This is a genomic window from Pantoea sp. (genome assembly GCF_028283705.1).
GTDB lineage: Bacteria > Pseudomonadota > Gammaproteobacteria > Enterobacterales > Enterobacteriaceae > Pantoea.
Map to the genome: position 1 here is coordinate 1 of NZ_JAPWKD010000017.1, position 26,067 is coordinate 26,067.

General features: G+C 52.8%; 30 protein-coding genes, 1 pseudogene and 1 riboswitch. Of the genes and pseudogenes, 20 read left to right on the plus strand and 11 right to left on the minus strand.

All coding sequences use genetic code 11. From position 1 onward, the window contains the following. The 4 genes from PW844_RS14995 to hycA form a co-directional block, all read right to left on the minus strand. Positions 1–415 (minus strand): NADH-quinone oxidoreductase subunit H (locus PW844_RS14995; RefSeq protein ID WP_299453249.1); only part of this gene is annotated, 415 nt, incomplete at its 3' end. Positions 416–424: 9 nt separating this feature from the next. Continuing rightward, positions 425–2,233, minus strand: coding sequence for a formate hydrogenlyase subunit 3 (gene hycC, locus PW844_RS15000; protein WP_299453250.1), 1,809 nt, complete (start codon positions 2,231–2,233; stop codon positions 425–427). Beyond that, positions 2,230–2,835 carry a 4Fe-4S dicluster domain-containing protein gene (locus tag PW844_RS15005; RefSeq protein WP_299453251.1) on the minus strand — a complete coding sequence of 202 codons (606 nt, stop codon included), beginning with the start codon at positions 2,833–2,835 and terminating at the stop codon, positions 2,230–2,232. The genes hycC and PW844_RS15005 overlap by 4 nt, the downstream gene beginning before the upstream one ends. A gap of 88 nt (positions 2,836–2,923) precedes the next feature. After that, complete coding sequence (gene hycA, locus PW844_RS15010) at positions 2,924–3,376, minus strand: formate hydrogenlyase regulator HycA (RefSeq protein ID WP_299453252.1); 453 nt, start codon at positions 3,374–3,376, stop codon at positions 2,924–2,926. Between the two features lie 207 nt (positions 3,377–3,583). Between hycA and hypA the strand changes: the two genes are divergently transcribed. The 6 genes from hypA to flhA all read left to right on the plus strand — a co-directional run bounded on the left by hypA (position 3,584) and on the right by flhA (position 9,375). Then, a complete protein-coding gene (gene hypA, locus PW844_RS15015) occupies positions 3,584–3,946 on the plus strand; it encodes a hydrogenase maturation nickel metallochaperone HypA (RefSeq protein WP_299453254.1) in 363 nt (120 codons plus the stop codon). Next, positions 3,939–4,802, plus strand: coding sequence for a hydrogenase nickel incorporation protein HypB (gene hypB, locus PW844_RS15020; protein ID WP_299453256.1), 864 nt, complete (start codon positions 3,939–3,941; stop codon positions 4,800–4,802). The genes hypA and hypB overlap by 8 nt, the downstream gene beginning before the upstream one ends. Next, positions 4,793–5,053 (plus strand): HypC/HybG/HupF family hydrogenase formation chaperone, encoded by a 261-nt coding sequence (locus tag PW844_RS15025; protein ID WP_299453257.1) that lies wholly within the window; start codon positions 4,793–4,795, stop codon positions 5,051–5,053. Before hypB ends, PW844_RS15025 begins: the two co-directional genes overlap by 10 nt. Then, entirely contained in the window at positions 5,053–6,174 is a 1,122-nt protein-coding gene (gene hypD / locus PW844_RS15030; RefSeq protein WP_299453258.1) for a hydrogenase formation protein HypD, read from the plus strand. The genes PW844_RS15025 and hypD overlap by 1 nt, the downstream gene beginning before the upstream one ends. Beyond that, a complete protein-coding gene (hypE, locus tag PW844_RS15035; protein WP_299453259.1) occupies positions 6,171–7,181 on the plus strand; it encodes a hydrogenase expression/formation protein HypE in 1,011 nt (336 codons plus the stop codon). Before hypD ends, hypE begins: the two co-directional genes overlap by 4 nt. Positions 7,182–7,290: 109 nt before the next feature. Further along, positions 7,291–9,375, plus strand: a complete 2,085-nt coding sequence (gene flhA / locus PW844_RS15040) for a formate hydrogenlyase transcriptional activator FlhA (protein ID WP_299453261.1) — start codon at positions 7,291–7,293, stop codon at positions 9,373–9,375. 17 nt (positions 9,376–9,392) lie between these two features. On the opposite strand, the gene PW844_RS15045 is transcribed toward flhA, so the two are convergent. Together PW844_RS15045 and PW844_RS15050 are read right to left on the minus strand one after the other, a co-directional pair. Next, a complete protein-coding gene (locus PW844_RS15045) occupies positions 9,393–10,250 on the minus strand; it encodes an alpha/beta hydrolase (RefSeq protein WP_299453263.1) in 858 nt (285 codons plus the stop codon). Positions 10,251–10,418: 168 nt separating this feature from the next. Beyond that, complete coding sequence (locus PW844_RS15050; RefSeq protein ID WP_299453266.1) at positions 10,419–11,261, minus strand: ABC transporter substrate-binding protein; 843 nt, start codon at positions 11,259–11,261, stop codon at positions 10,419–10,421. A 291-nt stretch (positions 11,262–11,552) separates the two neighbouring features. Here PW844_RS15050 and PW844_RS15055 point away from each other — a divergent pair, with 291 nt between their 5' ends. Further along, positions 11,553–11,813, plus strand: coding sequence for a hypothetical protein (locus tag PW844_RS15055; protein WP_299453268.1), 261 nt, complete (start codon positions 11,553–11,555; stop codon positions 11,811–11,813). A 152-nt stretch (positions 11,814–11,965) separates the two neighbouring features. Here PW844_RS15055 and PW844_RS15060 read toward each other — a convergent pair whose 3' ends face one another. Continuing rightward, positions 11,966–12,892: an alpha/beta hydrolase gene (locus tag PW844_RS15060; protein WP_299453271.1), complete on the minus strand. Its 927-nt coding sequence runs from the start codon at positions 12,890–12,892 to the stop codon at positions 11,966–11,968. A 116-nt stretch (positions 12,893–13,008) separates the two neighbouring features. Between PW844_RS15060 and PW844_RS15065 the strand changes: the two genes are divergently transcribed. Continuing rightward, complete coding sequence (locus PW844_RS15065; protein WP_299453273.1) at positions 13,009–13,896, plus strand: LysR family transcriptional regulator; 888 nt, start codon at positions 13,009–13,011, stop codon at positions 13,894–13,896. 84 nt (positions 13,897–13,980) lie between these two features. Next, positions 13,981–14,682 carry an NAD(P)-binding domain-containing protein gene (locus tag PW844_RS15070; protein WP_299453275.1) on the plus strand — a complete coding sequence of 234 codons (702 nt, stop codon included), beginning with the start codon at positions 13,981–13,983 and terminating at the stop codon, positions 14,680–14,682. 103 nt (positions 14,683–14,785) lie between these two features. On the opposite strand, the gene PW844_RS15075 is transcribed toward PW844_RS15070, so the two are convergent. After that, positions 14,786–15,145 carry a DUF6404 family protein gene (locus tag PW844_RS15075; RefSeq protein WP_299453277.1) on the minus strand — a complete coding sequence of 120 codons (360 nt, stop codon included), beginning with the start codon at positions 15,143–15,145 and terminating at the stop codon, positions 14,786–14,788. Between the two features lie 292 nt (positions 15,146–15,437). Between PW844_RS15075 and PW844_RS15080 the strand changes: the two genes are divergently transcribed. From PW844_RS15080 to PW844_RS15090, 3 genes are all read left to right on the plus strand, one after another. Further along, on the plus strand, positions 15,438–15,560 hold the full coding sequence (locus PW844_RS15080; protein WP_299453279.1) for a hypothetical protein: 123 nt from the start codon (positions 15,438–15,440) through the stop codon (positions 15,558–15,560). 130 nt (positions 15,561–15,690) lie between these two features. Beyond that, the gene (locus PW844_RS15085; protein WP_299453281.1) at positions 15,691–16,254 is read left to right on the plus strand and encodes a hypothetical protein; all 564 of its coding nucleotides are present in this window, start codon (positions 15,691–15,693) and stop codon (positions 16,252–16,254) included. Beyond that, positions 16,214–16,690 carry a hypothetical protein gene (locus tag PW844_RS15090; RefSeq protein WP_299453283.1) on the plus strand — a complete coding sequence of 159 codons (477 nt, stop codon included), beginning with the start codon at positions 16,214–16,216 and terminating at the stop codon, positions 16,688–16,690. Before PW844_RS15085 ends, PW844_RS15090 begins: the two co-directional genes overlap by 41 nt. Positions 16,691–16,758: 68 nt before the next feature. Here PW844_RS15090 and PW844_RS15095 read toward each other — a convergent pair whose 3' ends face one another. Beyond that, positions 16,759–17,100: a cupin domain-containing protein gene (locus tag PW844_RS15095; RefSeq protein ID WP_299453285.1), complete on the minus strand. Its 342-nt coding sequence runs from the start codon at positions 17,098–17,100 to the stop codon at positions 16,759–16,761. Positions 17,101–17,244: 144 nt separating this feature from the next. Between PW844_RS15095 and PW844_RS15100 the strand changes: the two genes are divergently transcribed. Next, entirely contained in the window at positions 17,245–18,396 is a 1,152-nt protein-coding gene (locus PW844_RS15100; protein ID WP_299453288.1) for a glycosyltransferase, read from the plus strand. Between the two features lie 39 nt (positions 18,397–18,435). On the opposite strand, the gene PW844_RS15105 is transcribed toward PW844_RS15100, so the two are convergent. After that, positions 18,436–18,879, minus strand: a complete 444-nt coding sequence (locus PW844_RS15105; protein ID WP_299453291.1) for an ester cyclase — start codon at positions 18,877–18,879, stop codon at positions 18,436–18,438. Positions 18,880–18,994: 115 nt separating this feature from the next. Here PW844_RS15105 and PW844_RS15110 point away from each other — a divergent pair, with 115 nt between their 5' ends. Both PW844_RS15110 and trpA read left to right on the plus strand, forming a co-directional pair. Then, the gene (locus PW844_RS15110) at positions 18,995–19,906 is read left to right on the plus strand and encodes a LysR family transcriptional regulator (protein ID WP_299453294.1); all 912 of its coding nucleotides are present in this window, start codon (positions 18,995–18,997) and stop codon (positions 19,904–19,906) included. A 110-nt stretch (positions 19,907–20,016) separates the two neighbouring features. Continuing rightward, positions 20,017–20,587 (plus strand): annotated as a pseudogene (gene trpA, locus PW844_RS15115) (tryptophan synthase subunit alpha). 57 nt (positions 20,588–20,644) lie between these two features. On the opposite strand, the gene PW844_RS15120 reads toward trpA, so the two are convergent. Further along, positions 20,645–21,043, minus strand: coding sequence for an H-NS family nucleoid-associated regulatory protein (locus PW844_RS15120; protein ID WP_299453297.1), 399 nt, complete (start codon positions 21,041–21,043; stop codon positions 20,645–20,647). 673 nt (positions 21,044–21,716) lie between these two features. Here PW844_RS15120 and PW844_RS15125 point away from each other — a divergent pair. The 5 genes from PW844_RS15125 to PW844_RS15145 all read left to right on the plus strand — a co-directional run bounded on the left by PW844_RS15125 (position 21,717) and on the right by PW844_RS15145 (position 25,920). Beyond that, on the plus strand, positions 21,717–22,313 hold the full coding sequence (locus PW844_RS15125; protein ID WP_299453300.1) for a DUF2913 family protein: 597 nt from the start codon (positions 21,717–21,719) through the stop codon (positions 22,311–22,313). A gap of 86 nt (positions 22,314–22,399) precedes the next feature. Next, positions 22,400–22,469, plus strand: a riboswitch (Fluoride riboswitch). A 77-nt stretch (positions 22,470–22,546) separates the two neighbouring features. Beyond that, the gene (locus PW844_RS15130) at positions 22,547–23,449 is read left to right on the plus strand and encodes a DHHA2 domain-containing protein (protein WP_299453302.1); all 903 of its coding nucleotides are present in this window, start codon (positions 22,547–22,549) and stop codon (positions 23,447–23,449) included. A 3-nt stretch (positions 23,450–23,452) separates the two neighbouring features. Continuing rightward, on the plus strand, positions 23,453–23,878 hold the full coding sequence (locus PW844_RS15135) for a universal stress protein (protein WP_299453305.1): 426 nt from the start codon (positions 23,453–23,455) through the stop codon (positions 23,876–23,878). 16 nt (positions 23,879–23,894) lie between these two features. Next, positions 23,895–25,184, plus strand: a complete 1,290-nt coding sequence (gene eno, locus PW844_RS15140; RefSeq protein WP_299453308.1) for a phosphopyruvate hydratase — start codon at positions 23,895–23,897, stop codon at positions 25,182–25,184. Positions 25,185–25,227: 43 nt separating this feature from the next. After that, entirely contained in the window at positions 25,228–25,920 is a 693-nt protein-coding gene (locus tag PW844_RS15145; protein ID WP_299453311.1) for a 2,3-bisphosphoglycerate-dependent phosphoglycerate mutase, read from the plus strand. Positions 25,921–26,067: the final 147 nt, after the last annotated feature.

Consider the following 26,067-nt stretch of genomic DNA (forward strand, 5'->3'; position numbering starts at 1 on the left):
CCACCAGCACGCCGAGCATCGCTTCGCGGCTGGCACCGATGCCGGTAAACGGGCTGCCGGTATCTAACCCGGCAATGGCAAAAAAGAAGCGGGCGATGGCGAACAGATAGATTAACGTGACAATGTCACCTAATGGTGACAGTGGCGAGGCCAGTGTCACCACCGGTAGCGTGGTGGCAATGGTCAGCATCACGCCGACCATCACCAGCGGCATCAGGCGGAATACCCAGCCGGAGGCGGCAGGCGCTACGCTCTGGCGTCCCAGCAGTTTGCGCAGATCGCGATATTCCTGTAACACGCCAGGACCCCGACGATTATGCAGGCGTGCTCGGGCCATGCGGGTGACACCAGACAACAGCGGCGCGACAAAAAACAGCACCAGAGCCTGGATCAGGGCAAATAAAAACGTCGTCATGTTAGCTCCTCAGGCAATGACCGCGACCAGCAAAATCGCCAGCTCAATAAACGCCAGGCGGCGAAAGAATCCGGCCAGCCACTCACCGCGCCAGCCCGGCATCCAGCTACCCGGGTTCAGGGTGTGACGCAGGCGCAGCAGCGGCGCAAAGGCGGCTTTTACCGGCTGGGCAAATCCAGTTGCGGTGATCACCATCGCCTGCTCGTGACCATAGCCGCACACCCAGGCTGCGCCGCGTGAACGGTTTGGCAAGCGGTCACCACGCAGGATGATCATCAGGATGAATGGCAGCAGCGGCGTGGCGATCAGCAGCAGGGCGATCATCGGTTGAGATACGGTGGTTTGTGCGGTTTGCAGCGGCAGCGGAACAGCCTGCTGTAACAGCGGCAACAGCCAGGGAGCGGCGACACCGGCCACAATGCAGCACAGCGCCAGCACACCGACGCAGAGATTCATCAGCCAGGGGGCGTTGCTGGCATGCTCAGCCTGAGAGGTGCGGGGTGCGCCAAGAAAAGTCACGCCATACACTTTCGCCATACACATCACTGCCAGCGCACCGGTAATCGCCAGCCCAACGGCCAGCAGCGGTCCAATCAGGCGAGCGATAAAGGGGGGCAGGCTGCCAAGGTGGAAGAAAGCCTGATAAATCACCCATTCCCCGGCAAAACCGTTCAGCGGCGGCAGCGCGGCCATCGCCATCAGACCGGTCAGCATCGCCAGTGAAATCAGCGGCATCCGTTTGCCAATCCCGCCCAGCTTTTCAATGTCGAGATGACCGGTGCGATACCACACTGCGCCCGATCCCAGCATCAGCGTGGTTTTAAACAGGCTATGGTTGAACAGATGGTACAGGCCACCGGTCATGCCGAGTGCCGTCAACACGGGCTCGTTAAGCGCCATCCCCGTCAGACCGCAACCCAGCCCAAGCAGGATAATGCCGATATTTTCCAGCGAGTGATAAGCCAGCAGGCGCTGGATGTTATGTTCCATCAGCGCATACAGCCCGCCGATAAACGCCGTCACCATCCCCAGCACCAGAATCAGCACGCCCCACCACAGCGGCACAACATCACTGAGCAGCGAAAAACGCATGATGCCGTACACTCCAATCTTCAGTACCACCGCAGAAAACAGCGCCGCCGCCGGGGCCGGGGCATTGGCATGTGCCAGTGGCACCCAGCCGTGCAGCGGGATGATGCCCGCCAGCAGGCCAAAGCCGAGCAGGCCTGCAATCAGCACCCGCGGTGAAACCGCCGTGCCATGCAGCGCGAGGCGTAACTCGCTAAAGCTGAGGGTGCCGTATTGCTGCCACAGCAGGAAGCAGGCCAGCACCAGCAACAGGGTACCGAGCCGCCCGAGGGCAAACCATAGCTGCCCGGACTGGCGACAGCCAGTGAGGAAGTAGCCCGCCAGTGACACGATTTCTGCCATCAGCACCAGGGTTGCGAAGTTATCGGCCACCAGGGCGGCCACGCTGGCAGCAAGGATCAGGTTGACCAGCAACCCGTTGGCCTTGATGGAGTGATGCTGGTGCCAGGCGATGTTAAACAGCGAGATAAACAGGCCACAAGCGGCCACCGTCACCAGCCACACTGCATTAAAAGCATTGAGCTGTAGCTGCCAGTGCCAGAGCAGGGTGCTACCGCTGAACCCGGTCAACCCCTGTATACCCGCCGCCAGCAGCAGCGCGCAGCTTATTGCGCCGCCTGCCCCGGCAATAAAACCGCTGAGCGGGCGCGCAGGCGCGGTGATTCCTGCCAGCAACGCGCTGGTAAGCAATCCCGGCAACGCCCAGTGAATCAGAATCAATGCATTCATTTTCTTGCCTCTGGCTGGCTGAACAGGCTCAGGTCGCCGAGCGTCACCCCAAGGGTTAACTCGCGCTTGCGCTTACTGGCGATGGCGATGTCGCTGTTATCGACCAGACGTAACGCTTTGGTCGGACAGGTGCGTACACAGGCGGGGCCACTTTCATCGAAGTTGCACAGATCGCATTTCACTGCCACGGCCCGCACACCTGGCACCCAGTCCAGCAGCGTACTGACGCTGGCCGGATCCGGCGGTGCCGGTGGGGCTTTGGCGCTATGGACATTGGCGGGGATCGATACCGGGCGGCTGCCGGAAAATTCTATGGCACCAAACGGGCAGGCAATGCCACACAGTTTGCAACTGACGCACAGGTTGGCGTTGAGCTGTACTGCGCCATCCTGCCGGGTGATGGCATTTACCGGACAGACACCGGCGCAGGGCGCATCTTCGCAGTGACGGCATAGCTGCGGTGCCGACTCATCCCGGTTACGCATTACTCTCAGGCGTGGCATGGATTGCAAACCCTGCAGGCGGTGTGCCTCGGCACAGGCCGCTTCGCAGGTATGGCAACCAATACATAATTTTGAATCAGCGATAACAAAACGGTTCACCAACGGGTTCCTCAGGTGAATGTCGTCATTTTTGACGAAACCATGCCGATATCCTGCCGCTTCGACAGTTTTCGACACCCAGCGTGACTCACACAACGGCGCGTTGCAGCTGTTCTATCGACACAGGAATGTTTTCATGTGCCGCGAGATAGAGGCTGTCGTAAACCGGACGGATCAGATCAAGGTAGTGGGCGAGCACCTGGTCACGGTCGCGATTGCTGAAGCGGTCGTCCACGCGGCCTTCTTCATTCATATTTACTCGGGCAATCATGATGTTGCCTCCCCCCTGCGGCAGTTCGAGCTGATACTCAATGCTGTGGCTGTTGAAGCCCCTGGCAGGCCGGATTTGGATCACGAAGTGATCAAACAGGAAGAAGCGCAGTTCATCGTTTGGGCTGGATGCCACGGTGTGATACAGCCTGGCTTTTGCCAGCGTAATCCCCTGGGTCAGGGTATTGCCGTATAGCTTCCACTGGGCCTGCATACGTTGATGCTTGTCGGCGATGTATTCTGCTTTTTCACTCAGTTCCCTAATGTCCATCTTTGTTTCACTCTGTATTGTGCTGATATCCCCATAAGGCATGTTTCGTGCCATGTTTTTAACTTATTGTATTTATTGATTAATAATATTTAATCCGCCAGCATTCGCCGAAAGTGACGTGTCATTTCGTCATCTTTGCCATCAGGGTGACGCTCTGCCTGGCACCGTCCTTGCATTACCCGCCTCAGTTAACCCCGGAGGTGGTACATGCACGAAATAACGCTTTGCCAGCGTGCGGTCGAACTGATTGAGAGCCACGCACGACAACATGCCGCTCGTCGTGTAACCGGTGTCTGGCTTGAGGTTGGTGCTTTTTCCTGCGTTGAGACCAGCGCGATGGAGTTCTGCTTTGAACTGGCGTGCCGCGGCACATTGGCGGAAGGCTGCGAGCTGCATCTCCATCAGCAGGAAGCGGAGTGCTGGTGCCATGCCTGTCAGGCATACGTCACCTTACTGACTCAGCGAGTCAGGCGCTGCCCGCAATGCGCGGGTAGTGACCTGCGTATCGTGGCGGACGATGGTGTGCAGATTAAGCGGCTGGAAATTGATCAGGAGATAAACCATGTGTAGTACCTGCGGTTGCGGCGAAGGCAACCGGTATATTGAAGGGGACGAGCGCAACCCGCATTCGGCGTTTCGCAGCGCGCCATTTGCGCCGGTTGGGCGTCCGGTGCAGCAAATCACCGGCGTGAAATTCGCCCCCACGGAAGATCAACAGGGCGACCTGCATTACGGCCACGGCGTGGCGGGCACCCACGCGCCGGGCATCACCCAGCGCAGGATGCTGGAAATAGAACTGGATGTGCTGGATAAAAACCAGCAGCTGGCGACTTATAACCGCGCGCAGTTTGCGGCACAACACCAGCTGGCGCTGAATCTGGTCTCCAGCCCCGGTTCTGGTAAAACCACGCTGCTAACTGAAACACTGAAGCGCTTGCAGGGGCGCGTTTCCTGCGCCGTGATTGAAGGGGATCAGCAGACGGTCAACGATGCCGCGCGGATTCGCGCCACCGGTACGCCTGCGATTCAGGTCAACACCGGCAAAGGCTGCCATCTTGATGCTCAGATGATCCGCGATGCCATGCTGCGCCTGCCGCTGGCGGAGGAGGGTGTGCTGTTTATTGAGAACGTCGGCAACCTGGTGTGTCCGGCAGGCTTTGATCTGGGAGAGCGTCACAAAGTGGCGGTCCTTTCAGTCACCGAAGGTGAAGATAAGCCACTGAAATACAAATATATGTTCGCAGCTGCGTCGCTGATGTTGCTGAATAAAATCGACCTGCTGCCTTATTTGCAGTTCGACGTGGCGAAGTGCCTGGCGTATGCCCGAGAGGTGAATCCGGACATAAAAATCATCTGCCTTTCCGCTACCAGCGGTGCCGGAATGGATGAGTGGATCGACTGGCTGGAGGCGGAACGATGTGCATAGGGATCCCCGGCCAAATTGTGGCGCGCGAAGCTGATGGCAGCGCCAGAGTGGACGTCTGTGGTGTACAGCGCGATGTCAATCTGGCGCTGGTGGGTGATGCCGCCGTGGGGCAGTGGGTACTGGTGCACGTCGGTTTTGCCATGAGCGTGATTGACGAAGCCGAAGCCCGCGATACGCTTGACGCGCTGCAAAACATGTTTGCGGTGGAACCGGATGTCGGTGCATTGCTTTATGGTGAGGAGCGTGGCTGATGCGTTACGTGGATGAATACCGCGATCCTGCCAGGGTGATGCAACTGATTGACCGGTTGCAGACACGCGCACCCCTGCTGGCCTACAACGAACAGCGACCACTGCGCATGATGGAGGTGTGCGGTGGTCATACCCACGCCATTTTCCGTTTTGGCCTCGACCAGTTGTTGCCGAAGAACATCGAGTTTATTCACGGGCCGGGTTGCCCGGTCTGCGTATTGCCGATGGGACGCATCGATAGTTGCATCGAAATCGCCAGCCACCCGGAGGTGATTTTCTGCACTTTTGGCGATGCGATGCGCGTGCCAGGTAAGAACGGTTCGCTGTTGCAGGCCAAAGCGCGTGGGGCGGATGTGCGGGTGGTGTACTCGCCGATGGATGCCCTGCATCTGGCGCGGCAAAACCCCCAGCGCAAGGTGGTGTTTTTCGGCCTGGGTTTTGAAACCACCATGCCCGCCACCGCCATCACGTTGCAGCAGGCCAAAGCGCTGGGAGTGAGTAACTTCACCTTCTTTTGTCAGCACATCACTCTGATCCCGACGTTGCGTAGCCTGCTTTCTCAACCAGACAACGGCATCGATGCTTTTCTGGCGCCAGGCCATGTCAGCATGGTGATCGGTACAGCCGCCTACGATTTTATTGCTGATCAGTTCGGCCGACCGCTGGTGGTGGCGGGTTTCGAGCCACTGGATTTATTGCAGGGCGTGTTGATGCTGGTAGAGCAAAAAATTGCGGGTCACAGCCAGGTAGAAAATCAGTACAAACGCGTGGTGCCGGATGCCGGAAATACCCTGGCGCAGCGCGCCATGCGCGAGGTTTTTTGCCTACAGGGTGAGTCAGAGTGGCGCGGGTTAGGGGTGATCGCGGAATCCGGCGTGCGGATAACGGAGCCTTATCGCCAGTTTGATGCGGAGGCCCATTTCCGGCCTCAACCGCAGCAAGTGTACGACGATCCGCGTGCACGCTGCGGTGATGTGCTGACCGGACGCTGTAAACCCCATCAGTGCCCGATGTTTGGCAGCGGCTGCAATCCACAAAATGCTTTTGGCGCGTTAATGGTCTCTTCCGAGGGAGCCTGCGCAGCCTGGTATCAGTACAGAAGTCAGGAAATTAATGCATGAAATCCATTGAATTAGCCCACGGCAGTGGTGGCCGGGCGATGCAGCAGCTTATCGCCAGCCTGTTCCTTCGCGTCTTTGATAACCCGTGGCTGACGGAGCAGGAAGACCAGGCCCGGCTTGAATTGGGTGAACTGACGGCCTGTGGCGATCGTCTGGCGTTTTCCACTGACAGCTACGTTATCGATCCGCTGTTTTTCCCCGGTGGTGATATTGGCAAACTTGCCGTGTGCGGCACGGTGAATGACATTGCCGTCAGCGGTGCACAACCACGCTGGCTTTCCTGTGGTTTTATCCTTGAAGAAGGGTTACCGCTGGCGACACTGGAACGCACGGTCGCCAGCATGGCGCAGGCGGCGAAAGACGCGGGTGTCAGCATCGTCACCGGCGACACCAAAGTGGTGCCACGTGGGGCGGCGGATAAATTATTTATTAACACCGCAGGTCTCGGCGCCATCCCTGCCGGGCTGAACTGGGGAGCCACGCAGATTGCAGCGGGTGATGTTCTGATTGTCAGCGGTACCCTGGGTGACCACGGTGCGACCATCCTGAATTTACGTGAACAGCTGGGGCTGGACGGGGATTTACACAGTGATTGCGCGGCTCTGACGCCTCTGATTGCGCCGCTGGTGGCGATGCAAGGGGTGAAAGCGCTGCGTGATGCCACGCGCGGCGGCGTAAATGCGGTACTGCATGAGTTTGCTGCTGCCAGTGGCTGCGGCATGGAAATCATCGAAAGCCAGCTGCCAATCACACCGGCAGTGCGCGGCGTTTGCGAGTTGCTCGGGCTGGACGCCCTGAATTTTGCCAACGAAGGTAAGCTGGTGATTGTCGCCGCGCGGGAGGCGGCTCCTGCGGTTCTTGCGGCATTACAAAGCCACCCCTTAGGCCGCCAGGCTACCCTCATCGGTGAGGCTGTAGAACAACCCGGTGTCAGAATGAGCGGCCTGTACGGTATAAGACGCGTCTTGGATCTGCCGCATTCTGAACCCTTGCCGCGCATTTGTTGACTTAAACCATTAATTGTCCAATGAAGACTGAATAAACTTTGATTTTGATAAATAGTGGACGATATCCCCGCCCCGTAGTTTTGCTGGTGGTTTTCAATGGACGACAACAATGACATACACCCCGATGAGCGATCTCGGACAGCAAGGGTTGTTTGAGATCACCCATACGCTGTTACAACAGCCGGATCCTGGCGCGCTGATCAGCCGCCTCACTAAGCTGGTTAAACAGGCGGGATTAGCCGATCGCGTGAATATGTTGCTTTTTGATGCGCAGCATCAACAGGTGAGTTTTTATGGCATGGATAAAGCTGACAGACAGCAGCAGCACGAAGATATCAGGGAGCTGACCCAGGGTCCGGTCCGGCGTCTGCTTTCCCGGCCAGAGGCGCTGATGTGCACCTGGCCGGAGTTTAGCGATACCTGGCCACAGGTAGCCAGGCTTGATTCTTACAATGGCTTTGGCCGTTATTGTCTGCTTCCACTGGCGGCTGATGGGCATATTTTTGGCGGCTGTGAATTTATTCGCGATAACGATAGTGGCTGGAGTGAGAAAGAGCTGGCCCGTCTGCATACCCTGGCCCAGGTGGTCGGGTTGGTGGTACAGCAAATTCAGAGCCTGCAGGATACCCATGATGACCGGCTGCAACTCAGTCGCGAACGGGATGCCTTTCGCACACTGGTGGCAGTGACCAACGCTGTGTTGTCGAGGCTTGATCTTGACGAGGTGATTAGCGAAATCGCCCGCGAGATCCACAGCCACTTCGGCATCGATTCCGTCGGGATTGTGGTGCGCAGCAGCCGTAAAGCGTGGCTGACGATACACTCAACCCATTTTGTTGATGAAGCGTCGCCGATACACGATCAAAGCGAAGTGGCAGAAGCCGGGACGCTTTCGGAGAAGGTGTTTAACAGCGGTGAGATGCTGCTGCTTAACCTTTACAGCGATGAACAGGCCGCTTCGTTTGAGCACCTGCTTCAGGATCTCTGGCACAACCAGATTCGGACGCTCTGCCTGCTGCCGTTAAAATTTGGCGATAACATGTTGGGTGTGATGAAGCTGGCGCAACGTCGGGAAGGAGGCTTTACACCGGCCAATTTGCAGTTGCTGCAACAGATTGCTGAGCGTATTGCCATCGCGCTGGATAATGCGCTGGCCTGGCAGGAAATCAAGCGGCTGAAAGAAAATCTGGTGGGCCGTGATCTGTATATCACTGAACAGATCGATAATGTAGCTGGTGAGTCCGGAGAAATTATTGGTCGCAGCGAAGTGATGACCCATGTGCTGAAGCAGGTGGAAATGGTGGCCCGCAGCGACAGTACGGTACTGATCCTCGGCGAGACCGGGACCGGTAAAGAACTGATTGCGCGCGCTATCCATAATCAGAGTGAACGCAATCGGCACCGCATGGTGAAAATGAACTGCGCCGCCATGCCCGCCGGGCTGCTGGAAAGTGATTTGTTCGGCCACGAACGCGGCGCTTTTACCGGTGCCAATACCCAGCGCATTGGCCGCTTTGAACTGGCGGATAAAAGCTCACTGTTTCTTGATGAAGTGGGCGATATGCCGCTGGAATTACAACCCAAACTGTTGCGTGTATTGCAGGAAAAGGAGTTTGAGCGTCTCGGTAGTAACAAATTACTGACAGTCGATGTGCGCCTGATCGCTGCCACTAACCGCGATTTGAAGCAAATGGTGTCTGAGCGTGAGTTTCGTAACGACCTTTATTACCGACTCAACGTCTTTCCCATCCGGCTGCCACCGTTGCGTGAACGTCCGGAGGACATCCCGCTGCTGGTGAAATCCCTGACCTTTAAAATTGCCCGTCGCATGAATCGTAATATCGACAGCATTCCGGCTGAGACCCTGCGTACCCTGCGGCGCATGGAGTGGCCCGGTAATGTGCGCGAGCTGGAAAACGTGATCGAACGGGCGGTGCTGCTGACGCGAGGCAATGTGCTGCATCTTTCGCTACCGGACATTGATTATCGTCCACGGGCGGAAGGCAGCGAGCCTGTCACGCCAGCGGCGGAAGACCACGCCGGGGAGGATGAGTATCAGCTGATCATGCGGGTGCTGAAAGAAACCAACGGCGTGGTGGCAGGCCCTCGTGGTGCGGCTCAACGCCTGGGCATTAAGCGCACCACGCTGCTATCACGGATGAAGCGGTTAGGGATTAATAAGGAGGTTTTTTAACTGTCCCAATACGCCTCTCAGGGTGCCTCAGACAGGCGTAACAGTGCTGACTGAAACGATGGCGTGAACATCGCGCCATGTGTCAGCCCGGGAAACAGCGCCCAGCTCGCTGTCACGCCGCTGGCGCGCAGGCTGGATACGGTATCCCGCACGGCACGCAGTACATTCGATGGGCCGGTGTTGGGATCCTGTCTGCTGTCACCGTTGCCTTCCATCAGTACCAGCTGTTTATGGCTGAAGCGGTCTTTGCTGACGGATGTCATCTCATTAAGCAGCCGGAAATTATCCCGCCCCAGCGAAGGGCTGGCTGAATAATAGAATGTGAAAAATGGCGAGGAGAGATACGTATCCAGTACAAATAACCCGCCATAGGAATGGCCCCAGATGCCGCGTTTTAACGGGTTGATGGGCAGATTCTGCTCGGCCTGAGGCGCGATGGTCGCCTCCAGCAAATGGCGGAAGGCAGGACTGCCGCCACCGCTTCGGCCATGACCATCCTGCCGCGGTTCACCGCTATTATTGGTTGCCGCTGGCGTGTAGTCGTAAGCCCTCGCATTCAGATCAAACGGCAAGGTGGTCTGGTAACCGATGACCACCAGCACCGGCGGGGAACCCTCTGCTGCTTTTTCCAGCAGGCTGTCGGATAACCGGTCCATCACCGCATTGCCATCCAGCATATACAGTACGGGATAGCCCGTTTTCGGCGGGCTTTTATTGGGGATTCCGGTCCAAACTTTGTAGTGCCGCTGGTCGTCGGCAGAATCAAAGGTACGCACCGAGAAATGGTAAAAAGCGGACCCTTTATCGGCAATATTTGGCCCCAGCGCGGTCATATCGGGGCGGGCGTAACCCGTCCCGACGCTGATTAGCAGCATGAAACAGGTGCACAAACTCCCTTTGACCAGCGAGGCCAATTGAGAACGGTCAGACTTACTTTTCATCGTGGTATTAATCACTTATCCAATGTGAAGATGATCAGAAAGTAAAACAATTTAATGATAATGGTTCTCAATTTCAACAAAATCACGGCAAATTAAAACAACTCATCCGCCGATAATCGCTCTCAACTGGTTCAGGATGATGCGTGCTGCCGTGGGGCCAGCGTTATTAAAGTAAGGTTGGTAGTCAACTTCTACAGCCTGGCCTGCCTGCACCGCGCGCAGATTCTCCCAGCCAGCCATGGAACGGATCAGGCTGGAACCGTTTTTCTGCCCGCCAAAGATAATCCAGTCGGCATCAATACTTGCCAGGTCTTGCGGCTCAATTACGCGGGAAACGTTATCAAAATCTTCCCCGCCTCCCCAACTCAGTCCTAAGTCATTCGCGATTAAACCGACGAACGAGTTGCGGCCCATGAGTTTTACCCGCATACCATTGGACTGAATAAAGGCGATGGAGGTGGCTGCCGGGCGGGTATGCAGGCAATCGTGATCCCAGGATTGCAACCAACTGTCGGCCTCCGGCAGACGACCCAACGCTTCCGCCACTTTAATAAAATCGCTGCGCCAGTTGGTGCCGCGGCCTTTTGTCACCACCGCAGGGGCGATGGCTTGCAGGGCGGTGAGAATCTCGGGCTGCTGTAATCCGGCGGAGTTCAGCAGGATAAGATCCGGATGGACGGATTTTATTGCTTCAATATCGGGATCTTTACGCTCACCGAGGTCGCGCATTGTCCCTAAGCCACGCGCGTACTGGGGATAATAAAGCGATAAATAGGGTTCAAATACCCCCGTACCATGGCCTTGTGTGGTGCCAACAGGAATGATCCCCAGAGTGACGCAACTATCAGTCTGCCCGGTCGAAATGGTGGCAACACGAACGGGCTTACTGGTTAAAAAAGTTTCGCCATATTCGTGAGAAATTTGGTATGGAAAAGAATTCGTCATTTCTGTCTCGGGCTGGTGTAATTTTGAATCCTGACACTAAAGGTTCCGGCTATCCCGGTCAACGGACTTTTATCTATGATTTTGATAGAAAAAATCAAATTAAGGTCAGTGACTAATGAATTTGTCCTCCTCCATATTTAATTCATGCTTACAATTTCTTTACGAAATCTTTTCGATATAATGACCGGGATGTGTAACCCTTAATAGTTAATGGAAGCCAGATCCTGAACGATCTGGATTAATGGGGAAATCCGTAAAACGGCATCTAACTATTCACCTCGGGAGGGGGTAATGGCGTTATCAGAAGTGCAGCTTATTACTTTACGTCGTATACAGAGCGGAACGAAACACAAGTTGCGTGGCGATAGAGCGATAGGACTGGAAATGAGAAGGGATATTTCGGCCTGCAACAGAAAAGATATTACCTGTCGTAGCCTGGCACCGCTGATGCGGGCAGGTCTGATTGAATTTATTACTCATCCCACTGACAAGTCGCGTTATTACGAAGTCAGACTGACGGCGACTGGCAGGGAACTTATTGAGGAAGAGTGATGAAAAACCATTTGCTTGTTATTCAATATATCCAGCCGGGTTGCATTTATTAGCATCCGGTAAATCTGGCACATTCTGTAGCGGCACAATTTATCGCGCGGGTTTAAGCAGATAAAAAACAGCGCGATAAATCGCGCCGTTACAGACCATGATCAGGTGACGGGTGTTAACGCATCATCGAGGAATCTCACCGCGTTGCGTAATGCCTGGTCGGCTTCGGGAAGCAATCCGGCAAACAAATGCCATACATGGAACATCCCGGACCAGACCTCAAGCGAACTGCGGACCCGATTTTCGCCAAGATGCGCGGCGAGTCGGATTGCTCCACTCAGCATCACTTCATTTTCACCTATCTGGATGAGCGTGGGGGGCAGATCCCTGACATCGGCAAAAATCGGTGAGGCATCAGGATGGGTGGGTAATTCTCCTGCCAGAAAAATACCTGCCAGCTGGTTTAGAAATTCTGTGCTGCATAAGGGATCGAGCCCATTTCTGACGCGCGCTGATGCTCCACTGTGAGTCAGATCAGCCCAGGGAGAAATAGCCACAGCGGCGGCAGGCAACGGGATCTGCGCATCGCGTGCTTTGCGCATGATGGTGACCAGCATGGCCCCCCCTGCCGAATCGCCGGAAATCGCCAGCGATTTGGCATCCACCCCGGTTGCCAGCAATGCGCACCAAGCCGTGAAGGTATCTTCAATCGGGGTCGGGAAGGGATATTCTGGTGCCTGGCGGTAATCCGGGACGTAAACCCGCGCCCGTAGCTGCCTGGCATAGTTCCCGGCCAGACCACGGTAGGCTTTTATCCCGCCATGAACATAGCCACCGCCATGGATATAAAACAGGGTCCGGCCTTCAATCACGTTATCCGGCGTGACCACCATGGTCGCAATGCCGTCTAAATCCGCCTGGCTAAAAGTCACGCCTGCCGGTGCGGGGAAAAGGCGCTCCAGCGCCGCAACATAGCTGTCGCGCGCCTCTGGCCAACTTTGATCTCTGGCACCCTGCATTTTTAGTAATACCGGCATCGCTGCCTCTTTCCAGCCATCTAACGCTTTTTGCGCATTAACAGGTAACATTGCTCGCTCTCCTGGTGAATAATTTTCTCTATAAGTAATTTAACCAAACAGTCAGGGAATAGGTTTCTACAATGGGTATCCGTACATTCATCACTGAGCCGCATGCGGGTGCTGGCATGGAGCTCAGGACCATGCGCACCTTCGTGGCGATCGTCGAAATGGGAAGTTTTGTCGCGGCCGCGAAAGCGTTGGGCTTGACACGGTCAGCTGCGGGCAAGGCGCTGTCCCGGCTGGAAACGCATCTGGGCACGCGTTTGCTGCATCGCTCGACCCGTACTTTGTCACTGACCACCGATGGACAATTTTTTTACGAACGATGCGTGCAGATCCTGGCGGATATTGATGAAGCTGAAAGTAGCGTCAGGCAGGATAATCCCGAACCGAAAGGGACTTTGCGTCTCACAGTAACCTCAGCGTTTGGCCGCATCGTGATTTTGCCGCTGCTGAATGAATTCCTGAAAAAATGGCCTGAACTGGAAATTGAAATCAGTTTTACTGACCGGATTATCGACTTAGTTGAAGAGGGTTTCGACCTGGGTATCAGAATGGGGGATCTCCCCGTCGATTCATTAATGGTTGCCCGCCGCATTACCCACTGCCAGCATTTTATGTACGCGTCACCCGCTTATCTGCAACAGCATGGGACACCAGAAAATATTCATGAAATTGGGTCCCATCAGAGGTTGATATATGGCCTTCAGTCTGACTCAGGTGTCTGGCAACTGGCTGAGAAGGCGGGTGCTGAGATTGCCATAGTTGGCAATCGCCGTCTGCGCTTCGACAGTGGGGAAGCGATAAAAGATGCTGCTGTGGCGGGCATGGGGATCGCCCTGATGCCCTCATTTCTGGCGGCTGACGATGTGCATCATCAGCGTCTGGTCAGGTTATTCCCCGCCTGGGCAGGCAGGGACATCGCCATTAATGCGGTATACCCGCATCGCAAACATTTGGCGGCAAAAGTCCGGCAATTCATTGATATGTTGGTGATGCACTTTCCATCCTGAGTGTTTACTGGTTTGACTGGCGTTGCGTTGATACCTGGATTTCTATGTATACTTTGTGATGTCCATCACATTAAGGAATTCACTATGTCACGCTTCGCGAAGGTTCTGGTTGGTTCTTTTTTACTGATGCTGGCGGGCAGCGCCAGTGTTTTGGCTGCGTCCCTGCCGCGCATCGGGGTTATTGGTGCGGGTGATATGGGGGGAACGCTGGGGCGGCTGTGGGTAAAGGCCGGTTATTCAGTGTTTTTTGCTTCTCGCCACCCTCAGGAGTTGCAGTCGCTGGTCAGTTCGCTGGGATCGCATGCCCAGGCAGGTACCCCGTTACAGGCGGCAAAATTCGGTGACGTGGTGGTGATGGCGGTGCCTTATGGCGCCTTACCGGCGCTGGCGAAAAGTCTGGCTGAGCCTTTGCAGGGAAAAGTGGTGCTGGATGTCGCCAATCCTTATCCGCAAAGGGATGGTGAAGTGGCCACTCAGGCGTTACAGGCCGGTAGTGGTGTCTACAGTGCCCGTCTTTTCAGCGGTTCAAGGGTGGTGCGGGGATTCAATTCGCTGGCGGCTGCCAGCCTGGCCGCCGATGCACATCGCACAGGCGAGGCGCTCGCTGTGCCGCTGGCCGGTGACGATAAGAACGCGCTGGATACGGTAGCACAACTGACGCAGGCGGCGGGGTTCGCCCCGGTGGTGACCGGCAACCTGGCAACCGCGACCTTGTTTCAGCCCGGCAGCGATCTGTTTTTACAGACGCTGACGGCTGATGAAGTCAGACATGCGATCCATCAGTAAATACCGCTACACTGACCTGCCGGCATCAGCGTCCGGCAGGTTTTTCTCCTGGCCTGAATTTCTGCTGGCCATTGAGGGAAAACAGGGGGGCACCCAGTCAGCCTTAAAGCTGTTCCCATTCAGGCAGTTTGTTGACCGCTTTTCGCCAGTAGTGGAATACGGCCATGGAAAAACCAAACAGTAGCCCGGCAATTATTGCGGTTAAGAACACGGAGAGCAGGCCGTTACCGGCATTCTTCCAAAAGGTTACCCACATCATCAATCCCCATACAGGGCCAAACATGATTGAGAAGATGAACATATTTGTCCGGAAAGAGGTAAACGGTGGTGGAGGAATGTTCACTCCCATTTTCCATAAAAGGCGGTACAAAGGAGGCGCATAGTTACTGCTCCACATGCCTTTACTCGCCATAATTTCAATTGCCCTTGTTTTCTTCCTGACGAACTCTGCGTCCTTTATCATGAATAACCTCCGTTATTTATACCTTTACATATCAATCATATTCTGATGATCAATTGTTTCATTGCGGACAAGCAGATGGCCTCAGAAAATGTCAGTGATAACCAGCCAGAGTCTCTCCCGCTGAGAGTGTGGTAATTTTCCTGTTTCTGAATATTCACTGATTTTAGTCGCTAACTATTTTTCTCAGAGCAATCCGAAACTAGCATGGTTCGTTGTCGGCCCTGGCTGGAAAAAAGCCAGCCTGTGGTGGGCTAAACGATAAAACACCATGATGAGTACAAGGATATTTAAAATGACCATCCGCTTAAACACCGTATCTCTTATTCAAATGCTGCAAACTAAAGACGCTATGGAAAAAATCCAGGCACTTTCAGCGGGCTGTATGGCGCGTTGTTTTGCCGGGGGTCATGCCTGAGTCTGTTCAGGATGCAGAACTCATAAAGCCATCGTCAAAGATGGCTTTATTACCGGGGTTTATCAAGGCAGGCTGGATATTTTCCTGCGTAGCATAAACTGAATAGATATCATTATTCTCTGAGGCTGGTATGCAACAAACAACAAAGATGAGTGCAAATGACATTCGGGGCTTAATGTCGCCAGAATATATTGATATCGTTTTTGACTTTCTCACCGATTATACGGAAATGCTAAGGCATGAATTGATTGATGAATGTCTGAAATTTTTATGGATTTGTTCGACAATCAATAAAAAAGCTTTCGTCCCAGTGAGCCAGGACGTTGATAACGTCTGGCATGCTTTTATCCTGCAAACACGTTTGTATCCGGGGCTGTGTAGCATTCTGCCGGGTAAGGACTTTATTCATCACCAGAGTGGTTCTTTCCATGATTACATGAGCGCGACATCTGGTCAGTTAATGGCAGAGGAACTCGTTCTTTGGTTGACTGAATATCACCGTATGTTCGGCGACTTTACAGCGGAAGCGGCTCAGCATTGGGTGATAGTTAACTTCCTGATGCAGGCTGAAGGATTAAGTCTGGCCCAGGTCAATACTCTGGCCGCCGGAGGGGAAGTCAGTATTTCTTTGCCTGATACGGAGGTCCCAGCCAATGCAAAACAAGTCTCTGTCTTTTCGCATGGCGACAGTTGACGATGTCACTGATATTTATGAACTGATTAACAGTTACTGCATGGATTTGCCTGGGAAATCAGGGAAAAGCCGGGGTTCATTGCCTCCGGTTGAGGTGGAAAATCTTACACAGCAGTTAAGTGAGCAACGTTCGGCCATCGCTCTGGATAAGCATCGCATCGTGGGTTACGTCGGTGTCAGCCACGCACACCTTGAGGATGAAGACTGGCTAAGAATTGGCCCCATTTGTGCTCAGGCGGGATCCTCCTGTACAGGCATCAGCCTGATGAAATGGTGGAAAAGAAACTATCCGGCACAAAAATACTATGTTGGATTGCTGGGCTATGTCACCAATGCGCGCGTTGCAAAACTCTATCGTTATTATTTCGCTGCCAGCCATAGGGAATATATCCGGAAAAATGGTGAAGTGATGGATATTATGTATTGCAGGTTTTAAATATATTGGTTGAAAAAGGTGCCAGTGAGGCTACGTGCGTAGCCTCACTGGCATTATGATCAGAACTGTCATCCTTGCAAATCGGAACGATCTCCACGTGTTGTGGGGTGTGAAATGACAATAAATTCCACCGCTGAATCAGAGTCATTTCTGGCCTGATGCTTTGCTTCGGGAGGAATTTCGATGCCCTGCAGGGCAGAAATTTCCTGCTTTTTACCCTCAAGTTCCATGGTCAGGATGCCATTAACCACAAAGAAAAACTGTCTGGAAACAGAATGATAATGCCTTTTTTCCTGAGTATGGGCGGGCATTTTCTCGTGAATAATCAGCATATCCTGCCGCTTAAGCAGGTACCAGCCATCGCACCCATCACCCCAGATATAATGTTCGGCATTATCCTTTGAAATCATATTAGCTCTCTTTGTCTATAGGTCATTATCGTAATATGTGATGATAATAGACGATTTTAGCCATTATTATGCAATAAAATATCCCTGCCAGGAAGGGCCGTAATTCGAGTATGAAGAATAATGATTCATATCTAAGGAGATAATATGCTTTCTGTCACAAACGCTATTTCGTCTGCATCAAACTTATCTCTTTCTAACCGATGCCGCGTGGACTCATCTTTTCATGCTCAGCAAAGTATAATCTCGATAAATAATACGGAAATAACGCATCCGGGTTCGAATGTTTCTGATGAAGTTAGTGAGAAAATGGACTGTTCGATTAAAGTACCTGAAATAGTCCACTTTGTCTGGGAAGGAAACGGTGCACCGGGGGCTCATCTTGCTAATATCCTCAATTTCAGGAGGATTAACCCTGAATTCGAGATTAAAATCTGGACGACCTGTCCGGGCACGATTAATCGTACCCTGGAGAAAATGCTTAACGGTGATGATGCTAAATATCGCTATCTTGCGTTTAATTTTAGCGATAAAAAAGATGAAATACGCTTCTTAATAACAGAAGATCCGCGCCCACTTTTCTCTGCATTCCCGCAAGGTGTTTATGCCGCCTGGTCGAGGGAGCATGGCGGCAGTTTTGCGAATCATGCGGCGGCTTCAGATGTTACGCGTCTTGTTGCTTTATACCACTATGGTGGGACATACTTTGACGTGGATATCAGTATGACCAGAAAGTTTCACTGCCCGGTCTATGACCCTCTAAAAAAATACACAAGTGGAATATTAACGTATGGTAATCCAGTCATCACCGCGATAAAGAATAGTCCGGCGATTTTGGCTGCATTGATGAAGATCGATAAAAACTATAGAGTTTCCCCGAGAAAGACCAATGACGATTTCTATTCTAAATGTGACCTGTTTAAATCGGATAAGCACAGATTCAGGAATAAGGATATTTGGGATATAAAAAGAACGACTAACAGAGGAAGGATTTATGGTTCTGTCGCACTCACAGGAATAGATATTTACAAAGAAGGCTGGTGGCCAGCAGCAAGTCCATCACATTGTGATGATCAATTTGGACATAATGATCATAAAAATTCTCACCCCGCGAATGTTTTCGGCTGGGAACAATATAAAAATGAAAAGTCTTATCATTACAGGATCAGTGATGGCAGCAGTTTCTTTTTTGCGCCTTTAAATGATCCACTCGAACGCGACTGGAGGAGAGGTGCTGATGGTAAGGCTGAGTCCTATAAGTGGGTATCAAAATTGAAATCCAGGCGCACAAGTATCTGAACGATGAAGCAGCGCCATAAATCGCGCTGCTAAACCTTACTACGCACGTGGCGGAAACTGGCCTAGCTGCATAAACAGCCCAAACCAGTCTTCCATATGCCAGGTAGTGGTAATACGCTCGCCATTAAGCTGATGGAACTCATGCAGTCGAAAACTGACCGATTTTCCGGTAGCTTCAATCCCCATGATTGTCCCTTGATGTGTTCCGGTAATTTCCGCCCGTACTGCAATCTGACCGGGAACCTGGATCAGATCGTGAATGATGATCTGAACATCCGGGAAAGCATGGATAAACTCCCTGATGATAGGCTTCAGCCCTGCAGGACCCGCAGTCTGCCCGGGGGCTAGAGGAATATCATCCCATTCTGGTGTGACCGCCTCATCAACCAAATCAGGATTCTGGAGGCTGAAAGCCTGATAAAGTTTTTCAACGGCCTGACGTTCGGCCATAAGACGATTTACGGTCTCGTGATTACCTGACATTGCTTCATTCCTCTGGCTGATGATTTTTTATGATTAATCTGTACTTCGCAGTCAGTATCACATCCGCACCCGCTATAATTAAAATAAATAGTAGATATAGAGGATTATACGAATTATGGATTTTAGGGGGCTTGACCTGAATCTTCTGGTGGCTTTTGCCGCGTTGATGGAAGAGAAAAATGTGACCCGAGCCGCGACCAAAGCTTCAGTCAGTCAGCCTGCCATGAGTGCCGCGCTTTCCCGTTTACGCACGCATTTTGCCGATCCGCTTTTTATTCGCAGCGCTTCAGGACTGCTGCCGACCGCGCGGGCAAAAGAAATCGGTTTGCATGTGTCTAAAGCGCTGGATGAACTGACTCATCTGTTGGCCCCGGATGAATTTTCTCCGGCCAACAGAAGCATGTCATTTACGCTCGGAATGTCGGAATACCCGATGATGGTGTTACTGCCCGGCATAATGAAAGCGGTCAATCAGCAGGCGCCAGGGGTGACGATTCATGTGCAGTCATATATCGATCGTGATGAATCTGTTGCCCTGCTGGATAGTGGCAAAATTGACCTGGTGATCGGCATCGCGCCGACGAGATCTGAAAACAGAATATTGTCGCTGCCATTAATTCGTGATGAGTTTGTCACCCTGGTCCAGCGGGATAGTGAAGCGGCACGCGAGGGGATGACGCTGGCGTCGTATTTGAGCACGGGCCATATCCTGGTCTCGCCCGAAGGTAATCATTATGGGCTGGTAGATGAACGCCTTAAGGTGATGGGACTGACCAGAGATTTGCGCCTGACATTGCCTTCCATGTTCGCCGTCATCGGGGTGATCCAGCAAACGCAGTTTATTGCGACAGTGTTAAAACGCAGTGCATTAGCCAGCGAAAAAAATGAAAACGTATTGATGTTCAATCCTCCACTTGAGATGCCGCAGATCCAGTTTGATTTGCTTTGGCACCGGCGCTCCGATGCCAGCAAAGCACAACAATGGTTGAGGCAGCTGATTTGTAAACAAGCCAGAGAGTTGATGTAAGTTCACGCCGCTGTGGAAGCAAGCTCCCTTCACATAAACTTAAACAAGCTGCGATATCAGATTCATATTCCGAAGATGCAACCGGTTTTCACCCTTAAAGGAGTGTGTAGATGGATCGCTATAAAATTATGTTTGATCGCCTGGAGCAGAATAAAGAAGGGGCTTTTGTTCCCTATGTCACCCTTGGGGATCCCAATCCTGAGCTGTCATTTGAAATTATGATGTGCACAGGCTGGTGTGGATTCTGTGTTGATTGGCGATGTTCCGGTTGAGGAATCAAAAGAGTTTCGTGAAGCCGCTGAGCGCTGTGGCATTTCCACAGTATTCTTTGCTCCACCTAATGCTGACATGACTACCTTAGAAAAAGTATCAGGATAGGGCGGAGGTTATACTTATCTGCTTTCACGTGCCGGTGTGATCAGCGTTGAAAATAGGGCGGGTCTGCCTTCGCCACATATCCTTGAATCGCTCAGGCGCTTTAATGCCCTACCAGCAATGTTAGGTTTTGGCATATCAATGCCAGCACAAATCAGAGAAGTGATGAAAAGTGGTATTGCAGGTGTTATATCAGGTTCTGCGGTAGTAAAAATAATAGAACGCAACATTAATGCGCCAGACGCGATGCTGACTGAACTCTATTCTTTTGTGAGATCGATGAAAGAGGCAACACGTAACCAATAGAAAAACCACGCGGTGTGAAACCCCGCGTGGTTTTTAACTTACTGAAAATCCTTAGGATTAAATCAGGAAGTCATCCAGCGATTTACCGCTTTCGATCGCAGCTTTAATGACCGCAGGGGTACGACCCTGGCCAGTCCAGTGTTTTTCCTGACCGTCTTCAATATATTTATACTTAGCCGGACGCGGAGCACGTTTCGCACGTGGTTTACCTGCACCCTGCAGGGAACCCAGTAATTCAGTCGGGTCGATACCGTCTTCCAGCAGCAACTCACGATATTTAGCCAGCTTCTCTGCTTTCTCACGAACAGCAGCTTCTTCCGCATGGCTTTCTTCACGACGTTCTGAAACAACAACGCTGAACTTCTCAAGCATTTCTTCCAGATCGGCCAGAGCCAGTTCACGTGCCTGCGCACGCAGTGTACGAATGTTATTTAGCGCCTTAAGTGAATCACTCATGGAAATCTCCAAACGGTGTCGTTGAACGAGTAAAGTATGACGAATCTAAGATTTAAAATAAGTCTGTGAAATGAGTATATACTCACGCGTCACTATGGAAAAGGGGAAACTTAACGTTGACTATAAAAATAATGATGTCGGGGGTTATTTTTGGGAGGCAACGAGGTTTTTTATGATAAATGTTGTCATCACCATGATGAATTATTTATTTTACTCAGAAACTTGCCAGGGGTATCGGTACAATTCTTAATTTATCCTTACGCTTCTCTACTACGTTTCAAATCCGATCACGTAATTGCAAATACATCTTTCCTTTAGGGCGAGTTGAACTATAGTTCAGTTCGGCAGCATATTGACGATAATTTCAGGTCGGTTTTGTGCTCGCCTTCTTAACTTGTTGTGTCCAAAAGTTCATGGGGCAGGTTATTAGCGCCGTCGGGTCCGCCCGAAAATAAAATGCAAAGCAGCTCGATTATGATGCTGGAGGATAACCTGATGCCAGAATGAAAATAATGGACAGGTGCAACAAAGATCCCTTTTTAACCTGCTATCTGCAGGGGGGGGGAACTTCCCAAAAGCAACAAATTAGATACAAGCTATTTACATTTTAGGTGAGTTGTACTTCACTAACTCTCAACGGAATAATCATGGATTACAAGGAGATGTTGCGGTGATGACGCAATCCTTAACCGAAAAAACCGGGCATCTGGCATGGTGCGCACTGATCGCTCTTGAACTGGCGAGACATGATGGGTTGGTCAGCTCGGAATCACAGGAAAATGTTTTCCTGACGCGCTGGCTGGCCACTGCGCTGAAGCAACATCGTTTTCCCCGTGAAGTTGCCAGTGATATCCAGTGGTTGTTGAAACAGGGCCGGGCATTTGGACCCGCAGCAAAACTGCGACACAAACTCGATTATCTATGGCGCTCCTGTACGGGAGAATTGTCCCAGCAGAACGACCTGTTCCGTCTGACCTACGCCATTGAAACCGCAAAACAAATGCAATGGGTCTATCGGGTGCTCAGCGACAGAGAATGGTCAGGGCGTAATACGGTGGTCACCAACGGCGAACTCGACGCGATATATCTGTCACGATCCGGACTGGACGTTTCCTTCGATGCTGACGGTGGACAGATTGCGCCACTGATGGCACGGCTAACCGGCAATGTTGCGGGTCTGGAAAAAATACTGCATCGTAGCGGCTGGCGCAGCGAAGTTTGCCAGGAAACGCAAACGCCTTTTCTCTTCCAGCTGATGACCCACTCATAATTATGTTATCAATCCAGTAGTTAGCCGCGAACTCTGTCGCAACAGCCAACGAATCAGCTGACAAATAAATTCACCTGTTCTAGACTGGCCTCAAAGGTGATGGCGTTCCACCTTCCCACAACCGCCCCGTTCGGGGCTGATGACGCCTGATATGACTCTTAATGACTTGAGAGGTATGTCAGGCTGATCAGAATTCACCCAGCCCGCATACTTCCTGCTGCGGGGATACTCCTTTGATACATGTTACAGGCCATATCAATCCTGACAGTGATGCCATCTGTACGGCAGTGGTTACCGCTCACTGGTTAAACCGGCAACATCGTCCCGCTCACGCCTGGCGTGCGGGTGAGGCCAATCGGGAAACGCGTTTTATTTTCGCTGAAGCAGGCTTGCCCCTGCCGGAACGACTTACGCTTCCCCTGGCAGGTAAGGATGTCTGGCTGGTCGATTTCACCGAGCCTGCTCAGGGGCCGGGCGATCTGGCTCAAAGCAACGTTATCGGCATTATCGATCACCACCGGCTCGGCGGTTTGGTCACCCAGCTGCCGCCAGAAGTGTGGATAAAGCCGGTAGGGAGCAGCGCTACCGTGCTCTGGTTACTGATGGATGAAGCCGATCGTAACAGTCTGGCCTCATCACACGCCATTCTGCTGCTGGGGGCCATCCTCAGCGACACCGTGAATCTGAAGTCGCCAACGACGACGGAAGAGGATATTTGCACCGTTACCCAGCTCTGCGTTCGAACCGGCATCAACCGTAAAACCTTCGGTCGTCATTTATTGAGCGCGAAAACCGACCTTGCCGGACTGTCACCCCAGCACCTGCTTGAGAAGGACCTCAAAGCGTTCGTGATCGCGGGTACGGATGTTCGCATTTCGCAGATCGAAGTGATGAACCAGTCTCAGGTTTCTCATCTGATTACCGCGCTTTGTGAGGAATTGCAGCATCAGGTCACACAGTCCGGGGCTGGGCTGGGTGTGTTGATGGTGACAGATATCACCGACAATTTTTCCACGCTCTATTTTGCCGGTCGGGCACTGAAAGATGTCGGGCCCTGCTCACTTCCCGGGATGCTCAGCAGGAAAAAACAGCTGTTGCCCTGGCTTCATCATCACCTTGAACAAAGCCGGGGGTGAAGCATGAAATCTTATACCCATGCGCTGGTGCTGGTTCACGACCAGCAGGATGGCGCATTGCTGCTGAATCATGCTGCTGTGCTGGCACAGCAGACGGGAATGAAAATCACGCTGGCACATATCAGCGAAGACTATCGCGAAATGAATTACGTATCCGACAGCGTCATGGATGACAAGGTTTCGCAAGACATTATCAGGGCGAAATCATGGTTGAGTGAACTGGTTAAGGCTGCGCCGGTGGTGGTTGATACCTGCGAGCTGGTGACAATCAACCGATTCGAGGATGTGGATCAATGCATTAAACAGCGAGGTATTGACCTGGTGATTGCCGGACACCGCAATCGTTTCATGGGGTTACTGGCCTCACGCTCACTGGAATACATCAACCATTTGACGGTCGATGTACTTATCAAGCACACCCGTAGCTGAACCGCAGGAGAGAAACATGAATTTGAACATCGACAGAATGACTGCGCGTGAAATTCTCGATTCACGCGGTAATCCGACCGTTGAGGTCGAGGCATTTACCACTGATGGGCTGATGGCCAGAGCCTCCGTCCCTTCGGGGGCCAGTACCGGAACTCGCGAAGCCCACGAACGACGGGACGGCGAGCACACGCGTTATGGTGGAAAAGGCGTGCAGGATGCGGTTCAGGCTGTTTGCGAAGAGATCAGTGCAGCAGTAGCCGATATTGATGTGCGTGAACAGCGTGTCATTGATAACGTCATGCTCGAACTGGACGGAACAGAAAACAAAAGCCGGTTAGGGGCCAATGCCATTCTCGGCGCATCGCTGGCCGTTGCCAGGCTGGCAGCGCTGGCCACGCGTCAGCCGCTGTATCGTTATCTGGGCGGGCTGCGTGCTAATCTGTTGCCGGTTCCCTGCATGAACATCATCAACGGGGGTGTCCATGCCAGAGGGCAGGGCGCTGACTTTCAGGAATTTATGATAGCCCCGCATGGGGCTGCGAGTCTGAAGGAGGCGGTGCGTCAGGGCAGTGAAGTGTATCAGGCCCTCCGTCAGTTGCTGCTGGAAAAAAACCTTTCCGTCGGAGTAGGTGACGAGGGAGGTTTTGCCCCTGCGGTGTCGTCAAATCGTGAGCCGCTGGCATTGATCGTTCAGGCCATCGAGAAAGCGGGCTACCAGCCCGGTGAAGATATCAGTATTTGTATTGATCCGGCATCGAGTGAGTTTTACCGTGACGGCCAATATCATCTGCGCACGGAAAATGCCGCGCTGAGCGCCAGAGAAATGACGGCGTATTATAGCGAGCTGCTGGATCAATTTCCGATTGTGTTGCTGGAAGATGGTCTGGCCGAGGATGACTGGAGCGGCTGGAAATATCTCCATCAACAGCTGGGAAGCCGGGCAGAACTGGTTGGCGATGATTTGTTTGTGACCAACGTGAAATACATCCAACGTGGGATTCAGGAAAACCTCGCCAGCGCAGCACTTATCAAGCTTAATCAGATAGGCACGTTGAGCGAGACATTCGATGCCGTTGCGCTGTGCCAGCGTCATGGCTGGGGGGCGTTCATATCGCATCGAAGTGGCGAAACCACCGATACGTTTATTGCGGATATGACCGTCGCGCTGCGGGCCGGACATCTCAAAACCGGCGCGCCTTGCCGGGGAGAGCGGGTTGAAAAATATAATCAGCTGATGCGTATCGAGCAGGAACTTGGACAGGACGCTCAGTACGCCGGGCTGGGGGCGTTTATCCGCCGTGCCTGATTACAGGCCGGGCTTCACGGCCCGGCCCTTTATGGGATAAAGCATGCATACATCGACGCTTATTTTATTACGTCATGGCGAAAGTCAGTGGAACCTTGAAAATCGTTATACCGGCTGGACAGACGTGCCGCTGACGCCACAGGGGTATCTGGAGGCTGAGCGGGCGGGCGCGCTAATCAGGAAAGCATCACTGATGCCTGACTTTGTTTGCAGTTCGGTGATGACCCGCTGCATCCATACCTCCTGGCGTGTGCTGGATCAGCTGGATCGCGCATGGTTGCCGGTGGACAAAACCTGGCGTCTTAATGAACGACACTACGGGGCGTTGCAGGGACTGAATAAAGCCGCAACCGTTGATACATTGGGTGAAGAGAATGTCTTCCGCTGGCGCAGAACGTTGCACGGCGTTCCACCGGTGGATGAAGAGGCACCCGCCAGGCTAAAGACCGATCCCCGCTATCGACACATTGCCCTGCATGACTTGCCTGCGGGAGAGAGTTTGTACATGACCCTGCATCGGGTGCTTCCGTACTGGCAACAGGTGGTGGTGCCTGAGTTACGGGCCGGTAAAACAGTGTTAATTGTGGCGCATGCCAATTCACTCCGCGCGCTGATGACCTTCCTCGAAAAACTCAGTGACGAGGCGATTACCCGCTTACATGTGCCAACCGGGGTGCCGATCGTCTACTCCATGGACAGCGCCGCCAACGTGGTTACGCAGCGCGTCCTGACCTGACCGGGCATCCGGTCAGTTGCTTCATGACATGCGATGACATAAGTCTGGAACAATTCAGAAACCCTTCCTGCCTGGCTTTTCTATATCCTTTTTCCCGTGAGGTTGTGCTTTTCCCCCTTCGCTCTCATTAACGGTAAATCGAGGTAA